Annotated in this window: 15 protein-coding genes and 1 tRNA gene; 5 read left to right on the top strand and 11 right to left on the bottom strand. The window is 39.5% G+C overall.

Going from position 1 to position 21,621, the window contains the following annotated elements:
* Positions 1-168 precede the first annotated feature (168 nt).
* Positions 169-459, bottom strand: coding sequence for an RNA-binding protein (locus CA265_24765; protein ID ARS42699.1), 291 nt, complete (start codon positions 457-459; stop codon positions 169-171).
* On the bottom strand, positions 452-1,555 hold the full coding sequence (locus tag CA265_24760; protein ID ARS42698.1) for a DNA replication and repair protein RecF: 1,104 nt from the start codon (positions 1,553-1,555) through the stop codon (positions 452-454). The genes CA265_24765 and CA265_24760 overlap by 8 nt, the downstream gene beginning before the upstream one ends.
* A 105-nt stretch (positions 1,556-1,660) precedes the next feature.
* On the opposite strand from CA265_24760, the gene CA265_24755 reads away from it, so the two are divergent.
* Both CA265_24755 and CA265_24750 read left to right on the top strand, forming a co-directional pair.
* Positions 1,661-2,068, top strand: a complete 408-nt coding sequence (locus tag CA265_24755; protein ARS42697.1) for a hypothetical protein — start codon at positions 1,661-1,663, stop codon at positions 2,066-2,068.
* A 123-nt stretch (positions 2,069-2,191) separates the two neighbouring features.
* A complete protein-coding gene (locus CA265_24750) occupies positions 2,192-2,857 on the top strand; it encodes a hypothetical protein (protein ARS42696.1) in 666 nt (221 codons plus the stop codon).
* A 761-nt stretch (positions 2,858-3,618) separates the two neighbouring features.
* On the opposite strand, the gene CA265_24745 is transcribed toward CA265_24750, so the two are convergent.
* The 4 genes from CA265_24745 to CA265_24730 all read right to left on the bottom strand — a co-directional run bounded on the left by CA265_24745 (position 3,619) and on the right by CA265_24730 (position 6,273).
* A complete protein-coding gene (locus tag CA265_24745) occupies positions 3,619-4,179 on the bottom strand; it encodes an aminoacyl-tRNA hydrolase (protein ID ARS42695.1) in 561 nt (186 codons plus the stop codon).
* A gap of 199 nt (positions 4,180-4,378) precedes the next feature.
* Complete coding sequence (locus CA265_24740; protein ARS42694.1) at positions 4,379-4,963, bottom strand: 50S ribosomal protein L25/general stress protein Ctc; 585 nt, start codon at positions 4,961-4,963, stop codon at positions 4,379-4,381.
* Positions 4,964-5,187: 224 nt separating this feature from the next.
* Complete coding sequence (locus tag CA265_24735) at positions 5,188-6,129, bottom strand: ribose-phosphate pyrophosphokinase (protein ID ARS42693.1); 942 nt, start codon at positions 6,127-6,129, stop codon at positions 5,188-5,190.
* 70 nt (positions 6,130-6,199) lie between these two features.
* Positions 6,200-6,273, bottom strand: a tRNA-Gln gene (locus CA265_24730).
* A gap of 226 nt (positions 6,274-6,499) precedes the next feature.
* On the opposite strand from CA265_24730, the gene CA265_24725 reads away from it, so the two are divergent.
* Positions 6,500-9,526 (top strand): multidrug transporter, encoded by a 3,027-nt coding sequence (locus CA265_24725; protein ID ARS42692.1) that lies wholly within the window; start codon positions 6,500-6,502, stop codon positions 9,524-9,526.
* A 216-nt stretch (positions 9,527-9,742) separates the two neighbouring features.
* The gene (locus CA265_24720) at positions 9,743-12,784 is read left to right on the top strand and encodes a multidrug transporter (protein ID ARS42691.1); all 3,042 of its coding nucleotides are present in this window, start codon (positions 9,743-9,745) and stop codon (positions 12,782-12,784) included.
* Positions 12,785-13,059: 275 nt separating this feature from the next.
* Here the strand turns inward: CA265_24720 and CA265_24715 are convergent, their stop codons facing one another.
* The gene (locus CA265_24715) at positions 13,060-14,022 is read right to left on the bottom strand and encodes an acetyl-CoA carboxylase carboxyl transferase subunit alpha (protein ARS42690.1); all 963 of its coding nucleotides are present in this window, start codon (positions 14,020-14,022) and stop codon (positions 13,060-13,062) included.
* Between the two features lie 127 nt (positions 14,023-14,149).
* On the opposite strand from CA265_24715, the gene CA265_24710 reads away from it, so the two are divergent.
* A complete protein-coding gene (locus CA265_24710; protein ARS42689.1) occupies positions 14,150-14,437 on the top strand; it encodes a hypothetical protein in 288 nt (95 codons plus the stop codon).
* A 429-nt stretch (positions 14,438-14,866) separates the two neighbouring features.
* Here the strand turns inward: CA265_24710 and CA265_24705 are convergent, their stop codons facing one another.
* The 4 genes from CA265_24705 to CA265_24690 form a co-directional block, all read right to left on the bottom strand.
* The gene (locus tag CA265_24705; GenBank protein ID ARS42688.1) at positions 14,867-16,426 is read right to left on the bottom strand and encodes a carboxypeptidase; all 1,560 of its coding nucleotides are present in this window, start codon (positions 16,424-16,426) and stop codon (positions 14,867-14,869) included.
* A gap of 157 nt (positions 16,427-16,583) precedes the next feature.
* Positions 16,584-16,985 carry a hypothetical protein gene (locus CA265_24700; GenBank protein ID ARS42687.1) on the bottom strand — a complete coding sequence of 134 codons (402 nt, stop codon included), beginning with the start codon at positions 16,983-16,985 and terminating at the stop codon, positions 16,584-16,586.
* A 427-nt stretch (positions 16,986-17,412) separates the two neighbouring features.
* Positions 17,413-19,743, bottom strand: coding sequence for a hypothetical protein (locus CA265_24695; GenBank protein ARS43118.1), 2,331 nt, complete (start codon positions 19,741-19,743; stop codon positions 17,413-17,415).
* 279 nt (positions 19,744-20,022) lie between these two features.
* On the bottom strand, positions 20,023-21,603 hold the full coding sequence (locus tag CA265_24690) for a SusD/RagB family nutrient-binding outer membrane lipoprotein (GenBank protein ID ARS43117.1): 1,581 nt from the start codon (positions 21,601-21,603) through the stop codon (positions 20,023-20,025).
* Positions 21,604-21,621: the final 18 nt, after the last annotated feature.

Below are 21,621 nucleotides of genomic sequence, written 5' to 3'. Positions count from 1 at the left end.
ATTCCCACACAGGCGGGAATCTTAGTGCACTTGCATTACGATTCCTAATCGAGTTGGGAATGACGCTACCTCGAAGCCTATCTGCAAAAAAATCAATTTATATTGGTTTTTATAGAATAATTATCCCTCCGGATGACAATGATATATTAATCCTACAGGTCTTTATACCTATAAAAAAATCATTTCGGTGATGACCACACTACCGGCATGTTCATTCAGTTTCTGGATAATGCCCTGGCGTACCATCACCAATTCATTTTTAATGACTGAAGATTCGATACGTAAAAATAGTTTTTTATCGTGGATGTAAATCTGTTTGGTCCTGTTGGCTATAGCGGTGCCCATAATTTCCGGCCAGATAGACAAGATGGAAGTTTCGTCGAATTTACGGCGCAAACGGTATACATCCAGCATTTTGCTGATGGCATCTTTTACAGTAACATCATTGGGTTTACGCATTTTGTATAGTTCCGTTATCTACTTCGAACAAAGTTACATCAACTTCTATTTTTTCAAAAATTGATTTTACTCTTTCTCTTCCTGTATCTGTAATAAATATCTGCCCAAAATCATGGTGGGAAACCATTTGCATAAGTTTTTGAACGCGGTTATCATCCAGCTTATCAAAAATATCATCCAGCAAAAGCAAAGGCTTAAATCCTTTGTTTTTGGCAAGGTAAGCGTATTGAGCAATCTTCAAAGCAATTAAAAATGATTTTTGCTGACCCTGTGAGCCAAACTTCTTTAAAGGCATATCGCTGATCACAAAAGCCAGTTCATCTTTATGGATACCGGTTGTGGTCCGCTCCAGTACACGGTCTTTTTCTACTGATTTTTTTAACAGTTCTTCGAAAGTAGCCTCATTTAATTGCGACTGATAATTCAGCTCAACAATTTCCTTGTTTTCGGTAAGGTAGGTATAATATTGGTTAAACAGCGGAATAAACTCATCCATAAACGCTTTACGGATAGCGAATATCTTATTGCCGGCAAAAACCAGTTGTTCGTCCAAAATTTCGAGCAGCGTAGGATCGTACTTTCTGGTAATCGCAATCTGTTTTAGCAAAGCATTCCGGTTTAACAGAATGCGGTTATAGGTAATCAGCTGATCGAGGTAATGTGCATCGGTTTGCGAAATCACATTATCAATAAACTTTCTCCGTTCCTCGCTGCCTTCCATAATCAGGTTTACATCATAAGGCGAAACCATCACCACCGGAAAAAGCCCAACATGATCGGCCAGTTTCTCGTATTCTTTTTTATTGCGTTTGAACTGTTTTTTCTGATTACGTTTTACACCGCAGGAAATTTTTTCATTTTTTTCATTGCGGTCAAAATCGCCCTGGATCATAAAAACCTCTTCATTGGTTTTAATCTGCTGGCTATCGATGGGGTTAAAGTAACTTTTACATAGACAGAGATAGTGAATGGCATCGAGCATATTCGTTTTACCTGAGCCATTATTACCCGTAAAAACGTTCACAGTTTCCGAGAAATGGAGATCTGCATCGGTATAGTTCTTAAAATTTAGAAGGGTAATATTTTTTAACCACATAAATATGTCACAAATTTACCGTTTTTTAGCCTCTTAACACCCATTGTTTAAAATAAACGTTAATAACACTTAAAAAAATTGTACTTTCATAGCAAGGAAAATTAGATGGTTGCACAAAAAATGTTAGAAGGGAATGTTCTGTGGTCTTACGATCATGAACTTACCAATGAGAAAAGCTCAGGCTGGATTAAAAAAATAGCAGGTTTATTTTCGTTTTTAAAGCCAATTCATAATCACGAGGGCAATATCCTGCTGGCCTCTAACGGCCTTTTTATTACCGGGGATGAACAATTAGAACTCCCATTATCCCATATAGAAGAGGTTTATATGGGCTTCGACGATTTATTTCCGGCTTCCTCGGCCAAAAACTTCGGCGCATTCTGGCAACCCATCCGAATTAGATCAACGTTGAGCCGCTCTGAAAGTCAAACGATCTATTTGGTGATTAACCACACCGGTATTTTTAGTGATAACCAAACCTGGTTTAATACATTAATTAGCTTGTTACGCTAATGTTCATCACGATTTTACAATCTGCACGCCTAAATAACTAATGTTTAATCAAATACTTCAAAATAAAGATTGATACTTTGATTGAAAAATGTATTTTTGCAATCTTAAATTTTTTAAACAAACATGTCTACAACAGATAACCAGACAATTCAACCAACTAAAAAAGGTTCATTTTTACAAGAGAATAATAAGAGCTTACTGTTTATTGCAGGTGCTGTAGTTTTATTAGTTTTAATATATCTTTGGTATCAAGGCGTGTATTTAAAAGGTCGTGCTGAAGAAGCCGCTAGCAAAATGTACAAAGCAGAGCAATTTGTTGGCGTAGATTCATTATCGAACAAAGCGGTTAAAGGCGAAGGTGGCTACCCAGGCTTAGAGCAGATTGCTAAAGAATACGATAACACAAAATCGGCAAACTTAGCGAACCTTTATTTGGGTGGTATTTATTTGCGTAAAGGCGAGTACAAACAAGCGATTGAATCATTAGGTAAATATAGCGCTACTGGCAGCCCGGTTGCAGATCCATTGGCTTTAGGTTTATTAGGTGATGCTTACAGCGAATTGAAAGACTACAAACAAGCAGCTACTTACTATAAAAAAGCGGCAGATAAAGCAAGTAAATTTACTTCACCAATGTTCCTAAAGAAATTAGGTTTGGTTAACGAAAGCCAAAATGATTTCAAAGGTGCTGTTGAAGCTTATACTAAAGTAAAAACTCAATATCCGGAGAGCGCAGAAGCACAATTAATTGATGCTTACATTGCAAGAGCTCAGGAAAAAGTTAAATAATCATTAACTAAAACATATTTAGGAAAAGATCATCGAAAGATGGTCTTTTTTTGTTTATTGAATATTCATCAATCGGTCTTTAAGGCAGTTTCAAAAGATTGATATCTGTTCGGATCTGTCATGTTGAGCCTGTCGAAACGCTTTGCGATGTATTATAGCAGATCCTTCGACAGGCTCAACATGACAAATCTATTTCTGTATTGGGTTGCGCGCCTAACGATAGACGAGCTATTCTAATAATCATTGTTTTTCTGAAAATCAGGGGCAGCTATTTTTTTGATGAGATGGCCCCGCTTTACGCTTTATCCCGATGAAACCTGTGAAACAAGCAAGCACACCATAAAAAGCAAAAAAAACAGTGCTTAAAATCGGGATGTTCGCTGTAATCGGGTTTAGGTGGCGCGGCCAGCAATACTATTTGAAATTACATGGTGCAGAAAAGAACATCTATAAAACCATGCGATTCAATCTTTAACAGCAGCAAAGACACTGCCCTATAAACCTGATTGAAATGGAAAGCCCGGAGCCCGATCCTTTATCGGGTGAGGACTTGCAATGAAAAGCAGGACGAACAATAAAAAGAGCCTCTGCAATTGCTTTCCAAATTATCCTTTCTAACGGAACCTTGCCACTTATTACCACATAAGGCAATGAGGAACATATAAGGTTAAATTTGTTTTATCCCTCGAGGGAATTCCTTCGTCATAAAAGATTCCTTGCTGCATTCAGGATGACAGCAAGAACAGTTAACCAATTAACCATTACTTATTAAAAGCCGTCATGGTGTGGGCAGGCCCAACGGTTACATAACTTTTAATCAGCTCAACGCTCTTATCAATCAATGCAGGAAGCTCCAATTGTTCATTCTTATCAAACAAACCCAAAACGAAATCGACCTGCCTGCCTTTCGGATAATCGCTGCCAATGCCAAAGCGGAGACGCGCGTAGTTTTGTCCGCCACAAACCTCTTCGATGCTTTTTAAACCATTATGGCCAGCGCTGGAGCCCTGCAGCTTTAACCTTAGCTTACCCAGCGGTAATGCAAGGTCGTCAACAATAACCAAAACATTTTCTGGTGCTATTTTTAGCTCTTTCATCCAATAGTTTACCGCTTTACCACTTAAGTTCATAAAAGTGGTTGGTTTAATAACGTGGAGTTTACGTCCTTTAAAGCTCACTTCCGAATAATAAGCCAGGCGGATATTCTCGAAACTTCCATCTAAATTTTTAACCAGTTCATCAGCAATATCAAAACCAATGTTATGCCGGGTGTGCGCATAATCTGGTCCGATATTTCCTAAGCCAACTATAAGATATTTCATGGCGCAAAGATAAAAAAAAGTCCGAAGTCCGGAGTCCGAAGTCGGGAGTCTATACTACGAATTAATTCATTCATTTCCAGACAGGTTGTAACGGATAGCGTGAGGCGGATAGCGGATTAATCCTGGTGTAAATAAAAAAAGCGTTCCGAACTAAATCGAAACGCTTCATCTTGAAATCAAGAAACCCTAAGAATCCTGATTATTTTTTACCTTTAGCAGCTTCAGTTTCTGCTTGTTTTAATGCTCTAGACATTGCAACAGAAACGATAGTATCTTCAGGAGTGTTAGTGATTACGTATTTATCACCTTTAAGGTCACGAACACGGAATAAACTACCTACTTCTAATTTCTCTAAGCTTACTTCTACGTTTTGTGGCATATCAGCTGGTAATGCTTTAACACGTAGTTTACGTAATTTCTGGATTAATTTACCCCCCATTTTAACACCTGGAGAAGTTCCTGTTAATTTAACCGGGATCTCCATAACGATTTCTTTCTCGTCGAATAACTGAAGAAAATCGATGTGCATTAATACGTCGGTAAGTGGGTGAAATTGAGTGTCTTTTACGATAGCTTTAGTTTTAGTACCGTTCACATCAATCTCCACAAAGTTTACATCCGGGGTATAAATAACATCTCTTAAGTCAGCAATAACTACAGCGAAGTGTTGTTGCTCTTTTCCACCATACAATACCGCCGGAACTTTACCTTCGTAACGAAGTTCCTTGGCATCGCGTTTCCCTACGTTCTCTCTTGGAGAACCGCTAATTGCGATTGTTTTCATTTTATTTTTATTTAATTATTAGTATCAAGTTTAAGTATCGGGTATCAAGACCTTAAGCCTTTAACCCTTTACCTTTCACCTTATTTATTAGTAGTTAGTATTAAGTATCGAGTATCAAGACCTTAAGCCTTTAACCCTCTACCTACCGCCTTATTTATTAGTAATCAGTATTAAGTGTCGAGTATCAAGACCTTAAGCCTTTAACCCTCTACCTTCAACCTTATTTATACTCTAAACAGATCACTAATCGAACCATGCTCGTTTACATTGGCAATTGCCCTCGCAAATAAACCGGCTGTACTTAGCACCCTGATTTTTGGACTTTCCTGTTTTAATGGAATGGTATCCGTTACGATTAATTCGGTTAATACCGAATTTTCTACCGTTTCAATTGCTTTGCCTGATAATACCGCATGTGTACAAACCGCTCTTACACTTGCTGCACCGTTTTCCATAATCAAAGCCGCAGCTTTTGATAAGGTTCCGGCAGTATCGCAAATATCATCGATCAATACCACATCCTGTCCGGTCACATCACCAATAATCGACATTGATTCGATTTCGTTGGCACGTTTACGGCGTTTATCGCAAATAATTACCTCAGCATTAAAAAACTTGGCAAAAGTACGTGCCCTGTACGAACCGCCCATATCTGGCGATGCAATAGTTAAGTTTTTTAAGCCTAAGCTTTTGATATAAGGTACAAAGATTACCGATCCATCTAAGTGATCAACCGGAATATCGAAGAAACCCTGTATCTGTGCAGCATGCAAATCCATCGTCATAATGCGGTGGATACCTGCTGATTTTAATAAGTTCGCCACCAATTTGGCACCGATTGCTACACGCGGTTTATCTTTTCTATCCTGACGGGCTAAACCATAATAAGGAACTACTGCTGTAATATAATGTGCCGATGCTCTTTTAGCAGCATCAACCATTAACAAAAGTTCCATTAAATTATCGCTGGGCTGATAAGTAGACTGGATTAGAAAAACATCACTACCACGAATTGACTCATCAAAGGAAGGCTGAAACTCTCCATCACTGAATTTGTGAATGGTTACGCTACCAAGTGGCTTGCCGTAATGTTCGGCAATCTTAAGTGATAATCCCCTAGAACCTGTTCCGGAAAAAAGTTTTACCGGGTTAAACTGCAATGGCATGGGTTCGTGTAGTTTACGGTTAAAAAAAATCGGATCATGTCTATTTAAAACATGATCCGACGTTAAATTTTCGTTGTCCGACCTGGATTCGAACCAAGACAAACGGTACCAAAAACCGTTGTACTACCCTTATACTATCGGACAAAAACTTCTCAAGGATATTCTCCTCGAAAGGGAATGCAAATGTAGGAACCTTATTTTAAATATGCAAGAGTGATTTTAAAATATTTTTAATTTCTTTCCTGCTGTTCCTGTTTGCGATGCAAAGATAAAAAAATCATCATATAGCGTGCAACATTTTCTTTTTTTATGCGACTTTTTTTACTACGAACCACTTAAATCATTTATTATCAAAGACTAAAATTAAACTATGAATTACTCAAGGATCAACACCATTGGAGGCTGGCTCTGTTTTATCGTTGCCGCGCTCACGTACATCTTAACTTTAGATCAATCTGTAAGTTTCTGGGACTGTGGCGAATTTATTTCTTCAGCCTTCCGAATGGAGGTGGTTCACCAGCCAGGTGCTCCAATAGTCTCCATGATCCAAAGGTTATTTTCGGCGCTTGCTTTTGGCGATAAAACCAAAGTAGCCTATTTTGTTAATATCTCTTCGGCGCTGGCAAGTGCAGGTACCATTCTCTTTTTATTCTGGACCATTACAGCACTGGCCAGGAAAACGATTATTAAAAAAGGAGAAGAAATTACCAACCAAAAAATCATCGGTATTATGGGTGCAGGTTTTGTTGGGGCTTTAGCTTATGCCTTTTCTGATAGCTTTTGGTTTTCGGCCGTAGAAGCAGAGGTTTACGCCATGTCGTCGCTTTGTAGTGCGATTGTATTTTGGGGCATATTAAAATGGGAATCGCAGGCTGATGAACCAAAGTCAGAACGTTGGTTACTTTTTGTGGCTTACATCATGGGGATTTCTATTGGTGTACACATTTTAAACCTGCTTACCATACCTGCCTTAATATTTGTTTATTATTTTAAAAAGAACCCGTCACCCAATTGGCAAAGCGTTTTAAAAGTATTTATGATTTCGATTGCTGTACTGGCGGTGGTGCAATTTGGTATCATTCAGTATGTTATATCTTTTGCGGCAAATTTCGACTACTTTTTTGTAAACACCATGGGTTTAGGCTTTGGAACAGGCATACTGTTCTTCACCGTACTTCTTATTGGGAGTTTGGTTTATGGTATCCGTTATTCCATCCTGAAAAATAAACGGGTTTTAAACCTGGCCATGTTATTTACTGTTTTACTACTTTTCGGATACAGCTCTTTCGCACTGCTTATTATCAGGGCGCAGGCAAAACCAAACCTAAACAACTATAATGTAGATAATGTATATTCTTTTTCGAGGTATGTTGGTCGCGACCAGTATGGCGACAGGCCACTATTTTACGGGGAGAACTACAATTCAGAAAAAACCGACATTAAAGAGACCGGCAAAATTATCCGTAAAGGCGACAAGAAATATGAACTTGCGGGCACAAAATCGGCATATGTTTTTGCCGATAAAACTTTGCTGCCCCGCATGTACAGTGATAAACCCGAACACATTAACTTTTACAAAAGTTATATGGGTTTTGATGATGAGCACAAACCTACCTTAATGGATAACCTAAAATACATGTTCTCTTTCCAGACCGGGCAAATGTACATGCGTTATTTTATGTGGAATTTTGTTGGCAGGCAGGATAATGAAGATGGGCAGTTTGGCGGAAAAGATGGTAATTGGCTTAGTGGTGTAAAACCGTTGGATGCCATCAGGCTTGGTAGTCAACAAAATCTGCCACCTTCCATTGTAGAAAATAAAGCATACAATAGATTTTTCTTCCTGCCATTAATTATCGGTTTAATTGGTGCTGTCTGGCATTTTAAGCGAAACCAGAAAGATGCGGGCATTATCGGTCTACTCTTTGTTTTTACCGGTGTGGCTATTGTAGTTTACCTTAACTCTGTTCCTGTGGAGCCACGCGAAAGGGATTATGCCTACGTAGGGTCGTTTTATGCTTTTGCCATTTGGATAGGTTTAGGTGTATTTGGGTTAAAGGATTGGGTTTTCCAAAAATTAACGCCACTGCGGGCGAGTGTTTTTGCTTCGGTTATTGCTTTATTGGGTGCTCCGATAATTATGGCCAATCAGGGCTGGGATGATCATGACCGCTCTGACAGTCACCTGGCGCGGGATATGTCGGTTAATTATCTAAAATCCTGCGCCCCTAACGCCATCTTATTCACCTATGGTGATAATGATACCTATCCGGTGTGGTATGCACAAGAGGTAGAAAATATCCGTCCGGATGTGCGGGTGGTAAATTTAAGTTTATTTACAGCCGATTGGTACATCGATGGGATGCGGAAAAAACAAAATGAATCGGCTCCCCTACCCATTACCTTAAAACACGAGCAATATGTTGAAGGTACAAGGGATATCATGTACTATCAGGATTATAAGATTGCGCAACATATCGAGTTACAGGAAATTTTAGACGTGCTCCTATCCGATCATGATGAAGATAAGGTAACCATGACGGATGGATCCAAATACAACGTACTGCCTACCAAAAACCTTAAAATGGCCGTAAGTCCGCAACAGGTTTTAGATACCGGCACTGTACCCAAAGAAGATGCAGGCAAAATTGCAAGCAGCATGGAATGGACCTACAATTCTAATTTTGTAACCAAAGGCACCTTAGCTTTATTTGATATTTTAACACATAATAACTGGGAACGACCGATTTATTTCAGCGGCGCCATGCCAAATGAGCAATACATCGGGCTTAACAAATACCTCTATTCAGAAGGCCTCAACAAAAGGTTACTCCCCTTAAAACCAGATACCGCAATCACACAGGATTTTGACCGGGTTAACCTAAAACCGATGTACAACAACCTAATGAACGTGTATGGCTTCGGCAACATTAAAAATGCCAATCATTTAGACAGGCAGTCTGCTGATGATGTCACCATGTTCTCCAATATGTTTAACGGTTTATTAACTGGTTTAATAAACGAAGGTAAAATTACCGAGAGCAAAAAAGTGGCTGACAAATATTACGAGGTGATTCCAGCTAAATTTTACAGTATGCGCCAGGTAATGAGCACTTATTATTTCACCGAAAGTCTATATCGTTTAAATGATTTAAACCGTGCAAATGCCATGATCAAAAAAACGGCCGATTATGTAGGTAAGGAATTGACCCACCTGGCTGATGTTTCAGAAAGCAAAAACCAGCTATCATCAGAGCAGGATGTGCGTTTTTATCTAGGCTATTTAGGACAAATGGTAAAATTAACCGAGGTATTTAAACAGGTGGGGCTGAGCAAAAGCCTGGAAAAACAATACAACAACCTGATTACAAGGTTTACCCCTTTTGCAGCAGGCTAAGCAAAAAACATACTAAATTTTAACCCATAGGCAGATTTCATCTTTCTGCTTATGGGTTTTTGCTTCCCATATAAATTAAAATCCTTTATGTTAAAGGCCTTAAGCCGTTAAAAATTGTTAAATCAATCCAAAAATTTACCTGTTTTATCGACTAGAATAGTTAATTTCGGCAGCATTTTTATGTGAAAACAATTTTTAATATCATTAAACAAACCAATGAATTATTCAAAAGTTAATAATATAGTAGGCTGGATCTGCTTTTTAATTGCTACACTAACTTACGTTTTAACCTTAGAGCCTTCTGCCAGTTTTTGGGATTGCGGTGAATTTATCGCATCGGCATTTAGAATGCAGGTGGTTCACCAGCCTGGTGCGCCTCTATTCTTAATGATCCAACGTTTCTTCTCCATTTTTGCAGCTGGAGATTTGACCAAAATCGCTTACTGGATGAATGTAGGTTCGGCTGTTTCGAGCGGGGCAACTATCTTATTCTTATTTTGGACCATCACCGCATTGGCTAAAAAAACAGTGTTGAAAGCTGGTGAGGAATTAACGACCGGCAAATTAATCAGTATTATGGGTGCAGGTGCCGTTGGTGCGCTGGCTTATACTTTCTCTGATAGTTTTTGGTTTTCGGCAGTAGAATCGGAGGTTTATGCACAATCATCATTATTCACGGCGATTGTATTCTGGGCTATCCTTAAATGGGAAGCACATGCCGATGAGCCACGTGCCGATCGCTGGTTATTGTTTATTGCCTATATTATGGGTTTATCAATTGGTATCCACTTGTTAAACTTGTTAACCATCCCGGCACTTGCTTTCATTTATTATTTCAAAAGAACCGATAAAGCAACCCCAACCGGAATTATCAAAACCCTTGTTGTTGGTATTTTAATCTTAGCGGTAATCCAATATGGTATTATCCAATACCTGGTTTCATTCGGTGCTTATTTCGATTTATTCTTTGTAAATACATTAGGTCTGGGTTTTGGAACGGGTGTTTTATTCTTCGCCATTTTATTAATCGGCGCCCTGGTTTGGGGAATCCGCTATTCGATCCAACACCAAAAGAAATTATTAAACTTAGGTTTAATCTCTACCGTATTAATCATTTTCGGTTATGCATCTTTCTCGATGATCATCATCAGGGCAAAGGCAGACCCGAACTTAAATAACAGCGCACCTAAAGATGCTTTCTCTTTCTTAAGTTACCTAAACCGTGAGCAATATGGCGACAGGCCATTGGGTTATGGCCCGAATTATAACTCTGAAAGAGTAGGTGTAACTGAAGGTAAAACCATCTGGAGAAAAGGAAAAGACAAGTACGAGGTAGCGGGTAAAAAAACCGACTACGAGTATAACAACAATACTTTGTTGCCACGTATGTATAGCGATGACCCTAAACATGCCGCTTTTTATAAAGAATGGATGCGCTTAGACGATTCTAAAAACCCTAATCTGGTGGATAACGTCGGTTTCTTGTTTAGCTATCAGATTGGCTACATGTACATGCGTTATTTCATGTGGAATTTTGCCGGCCGTCAGAATGATGAGCAAGGTCAGGGTAGCGGACATGAGGGCACCTGGATTAGCGGCATTAAACCAATTGATGCCATGTTGAGAGGTAACCAAACCAATCTGCCGCCTTCAACAGTTGATAATAAAGCATATAACCGCTTCTTCTTTCTACCATTAATTTTAGGTGTTATTGGTGCCCTGTGGCATTTCAAACGCAACCAGAAAGATGCCGGAGTAGTGGCCTTATTATTCTTCTTCACGGGTATTGCCATTGTATTATACTTAAATCAGAAGCCATTAGAGCCCCGCGAAAGGGATTATGCTTATGTTGGATCGTTCTATGCCTTTGCGATATGGATCGGACTTGGTGCACTCGCCATTAAAGAATGGCTGTTTAAAAAACTAACCCCAACTGCCGGTGCCATTGGTGCCACGGTGATTGGATTATTAGCTGCACCGGTAATTATGGCCGAGCAGGGATGGGATGACCATGACCGTTCTACGAAACTGGTTCCACACGATATTGCTTTAGATTATTTACAATCTTGTGCGCCAAATGCCATCTTATTTACTTACGGCGATAATGATACCTACCCACTTTGGTATATCCAGGAGGTAGAAAATGTTCGTCCTGATGTACGTATCGTAAACTTAAGTTTATTCGATACAGATTGGTACATCAATGGCCTGAGACAAAAACAAAATGAATCGGCTCCATTGCCAATTTCGATGAAACCTGAGCAGTATGTACAGGGCGAAAGGGATGTAATGCCATACGATGATTACAAAATTGCAGGTAGTATTGAGCTTAAAAACGTAGTTGATTTATTGTTATCAAACGATGAGAGCGATAAAGTACCGATGCAGGATGGATCAAAATCTAACTTCCTGCCAACTAAAAACCTTAAAATTACGGTAGATCCACAGCAAGTAATCAGTACAGGAACAGTACCTGCAGCCGATGCTTCAAAAATCACAACCACAATGGATTGGAAGTTTAATAAGGGTTATGTAACTAAAGGAACTTTGGCTATGTTCGATATCCTGGCACATAACAACTGGAAACGCCCGATTTATTTTGCTTCTACCGTGCCTTCTGAGCAATATAATGGCTTAGATAAGTATTTATACAGCGAAGGTTTAGCAATGCGTTTATTGCCGCTTAAAGCCGACACTACGGCATCGGAAGATAGACCAGAGCAATTGAATACGCCTGTTCTGTATAATAATGTGATGACTAAATTTAAGTGGGGAAATATGAAAACCGCTAAATATTTAGATCCGCAATCATCAGACGATACTTTCATTTTCACTAATATCTTCAGTAGCTTAACCAACAGCTTAATTAAAGAAGGTAAAATTGCTGATGCCAAAAAAGTAGTCGATAAATATTTTGCGGTAATGCCTGATAAATTCTTCGGCATCCGTACAGTTGTAGTGAAATTCTACATGGCTGAAAACTTATATAAACTAGGCGAAACTGCCCGAGCCAATGATATTTTAGACAAATCTGGCGATTATATCAACAAGGAATTAAACTACCTGGCTGATATTTCACAATCAAAAGGTTTAACCGGCTCGCAGAACATTCAAACCGGATTATACTACCTGGACAGAATGATTAAAACCAGTAAAGCTGCAGGTCAGGATAAATTGAGCGATAAGCTGCAGAAAACATTTAACAGTTTAGAAAGTCGTTTGTCGATGTTCTTCCCACAACAGGGACCGCAACAGTAAACGAATCTGAACAATAACTTACAAAGCAGCTGCATTAATTTGTAGCTGCTTTTTTGTTGACCAAACCTATCAGGTTTTAAAAACCTGATAGGTTTAAGATATCGCGAGATACGTCACCCTGAATTTATTTCAGGGTCTTTACCGCATTGATAGATGCTGAAATAAATTCAGCATGACGGGGCTAAATATATGTGGTGTTTATAGATGGATTTCAGTAACAAAAAAAATCCTGTTCAGCATGGCCAAACAGGATTCAAATTTATTTTAGTTAATGATTATTCGTTTACTACACCCATTGCACAGAATTTTTCAATTCTTTGTTCAATCAGTTTATCCGTTTTTAATTTACCCAATGCCGCTAAATCTTTAACAAGGTAATCTTTTAAAGTTCGGCCCATTAACTCCGGATCCTGGTGTGCACCTCCAAGCGGTTCTGGAATAATGCCATCGATTAGCTTGTTGCCAAACATATCATCAGAAGTTAATTTCAAACATTCAGCAGCTTTCTCTTTAAAATCCCAGCTTCTCCATAAAATAGATGAACAAGATTCAGGAGAAATTACCGAGTACCAAGTGTGTTCTAACATATAAACCTTATCGCCGATACCGATACCTAAAGCACCTCCGGAAGCACCTTCGCCTACAACGATACAGATAATGGGTACTCGTAGAATAGACATTTCCAGTAAGTTTCTGGCAATCGCCTCACCCTGTCCGCGTTCTTCTGCCTCTAAACCAGGGTAAGCACCCATCGTATCGATAAAAGAAACAACCGGTTTATTAAATTTTTCTGCCAAGCGCATTAAACGTAATGCTTTACGATAACCTTCAGGGTTGGCCATACCGAAATTGCGAAACTGACGCTCTTTGGTATTTTTACCTTTCTGGTGACCGATAACCATTACCGTTTGACCATTTATAGAAGCAAAACCGCCAATAATTGCCTTATCATCTTTAACCGTTCTATCGCCATGCATTTCAATAAAATCATCACAGATCATATTGATATAATCAAGGGTTTGCGGGCGATCAGGGTGACGGCTCATCTGAACCTTGTTCCAACCGGTTAAATTTTTATATAAGTTATTGGTAGTTTCATCTAATTTACCATCAAGCTCGTCTAACGTGGCAGACATATCTACCTTAGTTTTTTCGGCAACTTGCTTAACCTTTTCTATCTGCTGAACTAAATCGGCAATAGGTTTTTCAAAATCGAATGATGTTTTTATTTGCTGCATAATTGAACCACAAAAATAAGTAATTATTTTTAGTTTGTAACCAACAGTTTTTCGTTTGCATTTTTGGAGGGAATAAATCGCTTTAGCAAGGCCGATAAAAGAACGCTATATATATGATTTATTTTTTTTGGAAAGCAGTTTCAGTGGTTATTGGGTTAGGTTCCGTCCTGCTCTTCCTACTGCCGACGAAAAATCGGCATCCGTACGATCAGGTTTAGATTACACCTGTTTTTGCACCGATGAGGGTTTTCCATGCCACTGCCCAACCCATCTAGCCCTGATTGAAGCGGAGATCCTTTTTTGTCAGCCTGAGCAGAGTGGAACTGCAAAAAAGATCGGAGCGCAAAGCAGGACAAACGATAATATTTATGCTGCAGCTGCGCTTCAAATTAATCAAAAAGTGTTGACACATTAAAAGAATTTATACACTTTAAATTAGGGTTTGGAAAGCAATTCCTGTAGCGCTTCGGTTAGAACAGTCCTGCCATTTGCTTTAGCCCAGATGAAACCTGTGAAATAAGCAAGCACACCATAAAAACAACAGACCGTGCTTAAATCTGGGCTATCGCGGCTGTCAGGTTTAGATTACACCTGTTCTTGCATCGATGAGGGTTTTCCGTGCCCCCGGCCCAACCCATCTAGCCCTGATTGAAGCGGAGATCCTTTTTTGTCAGCCTGGACGAAGTGAAAGGGCAAAAAAGATCGAAGCGCAAAGCAGGACGAACGTTAATTATTGTACTGCCTCTGCGCTCCAAAAAAAAGAGTCTCTTAGGTAAGAGCTTTGGCTAAGAGAGTTGACAACTTCCTATACACATTGCTATTAAAAGTTGTCAACTCTAAAATCTTAGAACTTAGCGGCTTCGCCAGGCTTTGGTAATGCTTTTTTAATAAACTCACGGATATGGTTATTAGCCGTTTTCAGGTCATCCTTACGTAGGTACATCATATGGCCGCTACGGTAACCTTCCCATTTCATTCTATCCTGCAACTTACCCGCAGCATCTAACTGCCACATGCTGTATTTCGCGTTGAAATAATCGCAGGCCCCGTCGTAATAACCCGATTGCACCAATAAATGCAGATATGGATTCTGTGCCATGGCCTGACGGAGGTTATCGCCGGTTTGATTGCCAGTTTGATCCCATGGATAAACTGAGCCAAACATATTGTATTTCAAATCGGTTTTATAATTCAGCTCATTACGGATGTACATATTGATGGCTGGCGTAAATGAATGCAGCCAGGAAGTTAGTTCTGCATTATAATCCGGTCCTTCGCCGGCACTCATTTTGTCGATACCACGGTAGCGCGAATCTAACCTGCCCACCGTAAAACCTTTATCCCTCAACAATTCTTTCCAAAAGAAATCGGTTGGTACATTGAGGTTATAATCTAATATCACTTTTTCTGAAAGCCCAGCGTAACGGGCCATTTTCACGGCAATGGCTTTCTTTTTATCGGCGCTCAACATTCCACCCTGCGAAATAGCGGGGATCAATTCATTAATGGTAAAACTTTCCACTTCCGGAAGCATCGCCGTTAAATCTTTAGCTTGTAAATCGGCGGCCAAAGCTTTATGGTACCAGGCTGTAGCAGCAAAATACGGCAAACGCAAAGCCGCATCAACAGGACCGCTCCGTTCAATACCGAGTTCGGTTGGCGAAACCAATACCACACCATTTAAATACATCCACTGGCTGTTCTGCAGCTCTAAAGCCAAGCCCGAAACACGTGTGGTACCATAACTTTCGCCAATTAAAAATTTTGGAGAGGCCCATCGGTTGTTGCGCGTTACAAAAGTATTGATCCACTCGGCCAGGTATTTGATATCGGCACGCACCCCAAAAAACTTATTGGTGGGAATATCTTTACTTACTGCTCTCGAATAGCCGGTGTTAACCGGATCGATGTAGATAATATCGGCAACATCTAAAATAGAATATGGATTTTCTTTATAACCATAAGGTTGTACAGGATAACCTTCATCATCAATATTCAAAACCACAGGACCCGTATAGGCAATATGCATCCACACTGAAGCCGAGCCCGGGCCACCGTTAAAAGAGATGACTAAAGGTCGCTTATCACGATTTTGCACATCGCTGCGTTCGTAATAAGTATAAAACAAACCTGCAATCGGTTTTCCGTCTTCATCCCAAACGGGCAGCGTACCTGTTGTAGCCTTATACGGAACGGATTTACCATCAATGGTTACCGCGTGATTGGTAACTACCGAGCTCTCCACTTTAATGGTTCTTTCGTTTGCCGAAGATTTTGGCTCGTCTTTAACGGTAACCTGGGTGGTGGTTACAGTTTCTTTAGATTGGCTTTTTCTTGGCCCCTGTTGTGCATAGGCAAAAGCGCTTACGCTTAAAAATGTAGCAAGTATAAATCTGAATTTCATCGTTTTGGTTTGGTTCCTAAATATCAAACTATTGTGGCGTTTATCAAAAAGCGCATTAGAAATGTTACCATAAAAAAACCAGCACTGCTTTTGGCAATGCCGGTTCTGCAAAAAACTGCTGCTATGAAGCAGTAGACTCTTTATTTAGGCTTACAATTTAAATAACAACCGCTTCGGCGCTTGCATCTGCAATTTGCCAGCCTATAGTTTGGTTTCCGGTAACCAATACATCTACAAAATATTCATAATAAGATCCGGCTTTGTAACCTTCAAAAGTATCGGCATAAATCGGGCCTGAGGAATGTGATACCGAAGTTAACGGAACGTTACCTTCTCCCTGTATGGTTACGGTGATGCTGTTATATACCTGACCTGTAGTATACTGAAGTGTTGCCACAGCAGCCAGTCCATTACTGGTGGTAAAATTTTTAGTAACCGTAACTACACCTCTACGCATCACCTTTTTTGGAGCAAGGGCTACTTTTTCGGGCGTAAAACTACTAAACAGACAAACGGTAAAAGCTAAGGTAGCGACTAGTAAAGCAATTGTTTTTTTCATTTTCTTTGGTTTAAATTGGTTAAATATTAATTAAAAATCATTTGTGTATTGCGCCAGAAAATACAACTACAATCTTACCAAGGTAGTTAAAATGAACAAACATTAAATTACGTGGTGATATCGCAGCCTGTTAATTAAAGATAATGGTTTGCAGCGAAGATATTTTTCCGAATCAACGCGCAAACGTTTGATTAATAAGAGGATACAAAATCAAAAAATACAACCAAATCAAACACCTGCGACTGTTTAATATTACAGTTTAGATAGGGTTTAAGCATCAGAAAATAAAGCCGGAAATTGGTACAGCACAAACGTTTGCCTAAAATGTTATCCGAAATATGCAGAACAAAAAAGCCGATACCGCAAATGCGGTATCGGCTGGTAAAAACTAATTTAATCGAGACGGGTATTGTTTAATTCTTTTTTATCATTTTAAGGCCAGGATCTCTTCATCTGATAATACCTTGTTCCAAACCTGTAATTCATCTATCTTCCCTTTAAATCCACCTACGGTTTGAAGCGGAAAAAACAAAGTTTCCGATTTACGTACTTTCGTTTTGTCTTTATCCGTAAACGTGATCCAGTTATCGTACAAGCGTTTTTCAAGTTTGCCATTTACATAAAGACTAGTACCCTTATTGGTTCCGGTTATCACTACGTGGGTCCAGCTATTTTCAGGTAAAACATATCCGAAATCGATATCATAACCCTCCCTTGAAAAGCCAAGTTTACCGGTACCTGTTTGTTTTAATTTTACAGTTGCATTAGGCGATTTGAATAACACTGCACCATCTGCATTGTTATTTGCAGGATTTACCCAAAAAGAAACCGTATAGTTATATCCTATTTCAGTGTAAGGCAACCTGGCGTAACTATCCTTTCCTGAAAATGATAACGCATTTTTTGCATATCCTTCTGCATATGCCGCGCCAGTGGTTTTGATCTGATTATCCTTTTTATCAAAATTAAATTGAGCTGTAAATGGCACATCGTTTTTAGATAACTTTCCACTTATATTTAACGAGGGTCCTTCTCCTATCTTTTTGCTCAACACATTAAAATCATCGAACTTTAAAGTGGTATTACTGCCTCCCCACATTTTTTGTGCTAACACCTGCATTGCCGGGAATACCCTGTCGTGTACATCCTTCTCTGTAATTCCGTTGCCTACAATATCATTCCATACGGCAAAAGAACCACCTAATATGGTCGGATCGCCTGATGGGAACTGAACGTTTCCAATCATCGAAGGCGTCCATTTATTATAAAGATTTTTAATATTCAGGTAATCGTAGTAGTAGCCCGCTGCCGGTACAATATACAACCATCCATCAGGCGTACTAATTTGCTTATAGCCCAGTTTCTTCATTTCAATAGGATTTGCATAACCATTGTACCAGGTATTCATCACCACATTTTCTACTTTAACAGGAGTAGTACCCTTTGCATGGGTTAACGCTCCCCAAAGCCTTACATCTTTCCCAAAACCTTCTACGTATTTAATCATGCGATCGGTAAAAGCCCTAAAAACTTCGGCATCTTTTTTAGCATATTCATCGGTACCAATGTGAACTGCTTTACCGGTAAACACGGGTGTGCTACCAGAAATATATTCTTTAAACACATTTTCCATAACCGTATAACTAAGTGGATTATGGAGATCGAGATGGTCCATACCATATGCTTTACTGCCAATTTCGGGAACCACTTTGGTAAAGGCCAGTGCATGTGCTGGTGCATCAATTTCTGGAATAATGCGAACAGCATACTGATCGGCCAGTTGTTGTAATGCTATAAATTCCTTTTTGGTATAGGAACCGTCTTTTGCGGTTAACCCCGGATAGGTTGTATTTTCTAAACGGAAAGCCGAATAGGTATCGGCCCAGTTATCGTTGAAATATTTTTTAAAGCCATTATCATTCAAATGAATCTGAAAATCGTTCAATTTGTAATACGACATGAATTTCACATAATCTCTTAAAAACTGAAGGCTAAAGAACTTACGGCCTACATCGAGTACAAATCCGCGGACTTTAAACTCTGGATAATCTCTTGCTAATCCTTTTGGAATGGCATTTTTCTGCTCCAATAACTGTAATAAAGTTCTCGTTCCCCAGAATAATCCTTGATATTTTACTGCACTGATGGTAACATATTCATCTGTATCAAAGTAATAACCTTCTTCGCCAATGCTTTTATCATTTGCGTTTAAGGTTAAAAAAACATCTCCCTTTTTAGGCTTACCTTTCACAATTAACAGGTTAAAACCTAACTGATCTTTCAGTTCTTGTTTTAAAATATTGGCAGCGTTTTGCAATTGTTTTTCATTCGCTGCATTTAAAACAATTCTGCTGGTGGCCGTTAAAAATAACTCACCCTTGCCGCCATGCCATTCGCGCAAGGCAGGAATTACAAAGGGTTGTGGGTTAACACCCGAATCAGAGAATTTGCCTGGAACAACAACCTGCCTGGATACATCATATTTTATCGAATCGCTTACCTGACTAACCAGCTGGAAGTACAAGTTGACATTTGTTGCCACCAAAGGCGTGGTTATGCTTCCAGATTCATCGATAATCGGGGTGCGGTTACTTCCTTTGAATACCAGCGAATAACCTTTCGGGCTTTCGGGGAAAACAACTTTCTTATCGCCGGCTTTTAGTTCTTTAATATTAGGCACTGATTTAATAACCGTGCTGTCGGTTTGACCGAATAAAAGACTTTGAGCGGTGATAATGAAACCAACCGTAAATAGCATGCTTTTCATGTGTAAATACTGAATTAATATTATTAGCGTTTAGCTTATTCTGTTGAGCAGATCACAGTTTTAATGCTGAAGATGGTGCTCATGTGAGTTAAAGATAAACTAAACTTTTTGATACGCTCAAGCAAGTTTCGCGCAAACGTTTGATGAATATAGAACTTTAACAAGTTGATCATTATCGCAAATGGATGGGCCTAAAATACAGACCATAAAAAAAGCCGACATTGCAAAATGCAATATCGGCTGGTAAAAATCGGGATGATATTAATTATTTTATTTATCCCACCATACTTTTCCCACCAGCTTATCGCCTCCCGGAACAGCTGCTGATGCCGCTTTATAGTTTACGGCATTGGTAACCCCTTCGAAAAGTGGGTAAGGAAAACGACGTGGAATTGAACCGCCCGTGTTGGTGTTCGGATATACAATAGGTACCAGCGCAGGGATACCTGTTCTTCTCCAGTTCGACCAGGCTTCATAAAAATCGAGCATGGTAATGGTATGCGCCCAGTATTGGGTGCCAATCATCTCTAAACCATTGGCCGCTACATATGGATGGGCGGTTAAATAAGCCGCAGCATCGGTTCCACTTATAGCCATTGATGCATCATATTGAGAAAGATAGGTCATTGCAGAAGTTACACCAGCATTATAATGTGTAGCTGCCGAACCACCAATACCATAACGTTGTGCCGCCTCTGCCCATAGCAGTTCTGTTTCGGCATAGGTGAGGATAAAAGTGTTGCCATCTCTTTTTAACATACCTGGATTTGGAGAAGAATAATCTGTAAAATCAGTGTAAGAAGGATCCTGACGAACATCTCTTCCTGCAATACCACTTAAATCTTTACCATTAGGCATTCCTTTTTGCACCGCAGGATTCGTAACGAAAGCAGGGTTCTGATCCTTGGTCCCATCCGTTAAATATAACTTGGTTACCGCTACCTTGCCTAAACGTGGGTCGTTATTTGTTTTTAAATAATTGATGAAGGTACTGCTCCACCTGGTGTAATAATTCTCCTGACCACCATCGCCCAATAAAACCTGTGCATTTCTGTTCTGTGTTACACGGGCACCATTGCTATCATGTTTAAATAAAGCATTATCTGCATCGCCTGTCATGGTTTTACCAACTGCTTTATTGATGTAGGTCTGGGCCAGAGTAGCATCAGCCTTGGTTAACCTCATGGCCATACGTAACATCAAACTATTTCCAAAACGTTTCCACTTTGCAATGTCGCCGGCGAAAACAAGATCGCCTGTTACTTTATCACCACTGGCATTTAAGGCAGTACTCGCTTCATCAACCTCTTTTAACAGATCGGTATAAATGGCTTGTTGTGCATCATATTTAGGATATAAATTTGCCGTATAATAGCCTCTTCCTGCATCAAAATAAGGTATATCGCCATATAAGTCTGTTAATCGCTCAAAAATCAGGGCTTTCCAGATTCTACCCATCTGATAAACGTTATTATATTGGTTTTTTCCTTTGGTAAACTCCACTAAATCTGCAGCATATTTAACCTGATCAGGATAAGCTTTCTCCCAATAAGCTGCTGTGTAACCTTCATTAAGCATATATTTATCACCTGCCCAATAACCAATTACCGACGACATGCCCTGCATCATGGTAGAAGCATAGATTAAATTTCCCCGCCAGGTTTCGTAAGCAAAATCGATGCTTCCGGTATAATTTAACTGGGCTGTAGATAAAAGAAAGTTCGGATTGTATTGCTCTTGTCCAACTGAGGTTGGATCTGTATTAATTTTTTCAAAGTCTTTGGTACAACCAGCTATCAGGGCTAATCCAGATAATAAAAGTGGTACGTATAATTTTATGATCGTTTTCATTTTCAATTCGTTTAAAGG

Source organism: Sphingobacteriaceae bacterium GW460-11-11-14-LB5 (assembly GCA_002151545.1).
GTDB lineage: Bacteria > Bacteroidota > Bacteroidia > Sphingobacteriales > Sphingobacteriaceae > Pedobacter.
The sequence above is the reverse complement of the archived record's forward strand: the minus strand, read 5'-3'. Positions and strand labels throughout refer to the sequence as shown.

Coding starts and splice junctions, on each gene's coding strand:
- CA265_24760 (ARS42698.1), bottom strand. CDS start 1,555: ATGTGGTTAAAAAATATTACCCTTCTAAATTTTAAGAACTATACCGAT.
- CA265_24715 (ARS42690.1), bottom strand. CDS start 14,022: ATGCAGCAAATAAAAACATCATTCGATTTTGAAAAACCTATTGCCGAT.
- CA265_24725 (ARS42692.1), top strand. CDS start 6,500: ATGAATTACTCAAGGATCAACACCATTGGAGGCTGGCTCTGTTTTATC.
- CA265_24735 (ARS42693.1), bottom strand. CDS start 6,129: ATGCCATTGCAGTTTAACCCGGTAAAACTTTTTTCCGGAACAGGTTCT.
- CA265_24740 (ARS42694.1), bottom strand. CDS start 4,963: ATGAAAACAATCGCAATTAGCGGTTCTCCAAGAGAGAACGTAGGGAAA.
- CA265_24690 (ARS43117.1), bottom strand. CDS start 21,603: ATGAAAACGATCATAAAATTATACGTACCACTTTTATTATCTGGATTA.
- CA265_24750 (ARS42696.1), top strand. CDS start 2,192: ATGTCTACAACAGATAACCAGACAATTCAACCAACTAAAAAAGGTTCA.
- CA265_24755 (ARS42697.1), top strand. CDS start 1,661: ATGGTTGCACAAAAAATGTTAGAAGGGAATGTTCTGTGGTCTTACGAT.
- CA265_24695 (ARS43118.1), bottom strand. CDS start 19,743: ATGCTATTTACGGTTGGTTTCATTATCACCGCTCAAAGTCTTTTATTC.
- CA265_24720 (ARS42691.1), top strand. CDS start 9,743: ATGAATTATTCAAAAGTTAATAATATAGTAGGCTGGATCTGCTTTTTA.
- CA265_24700 (ARS42687.1), bottom strand. CDS start 16,985: ATGAAAAAAACAATTGCTTTACTAGTCGCTACCTTAGCTTTTACCGTT.
- CA265_24705 (ARS42688.1), bottom strand. CDS start 16,426: ATGAAATTCAGATTTATACTTGCTACATTTTTAAGCGTAAGCGCTTTT.
- CA265_24745 (ARS42695.1), bottom strand. CDS start 4,179: ATGAAATATCTTATAGTTGGCTTAGGAAATATCGGACCAGATTATGCG.
- CA265_24765 (ARS42699.1), bottom strand. CDS start 459: ATGCGTAAACCCAATGATGTTACTGTAAAAGATGCCATCAGCAAAATG.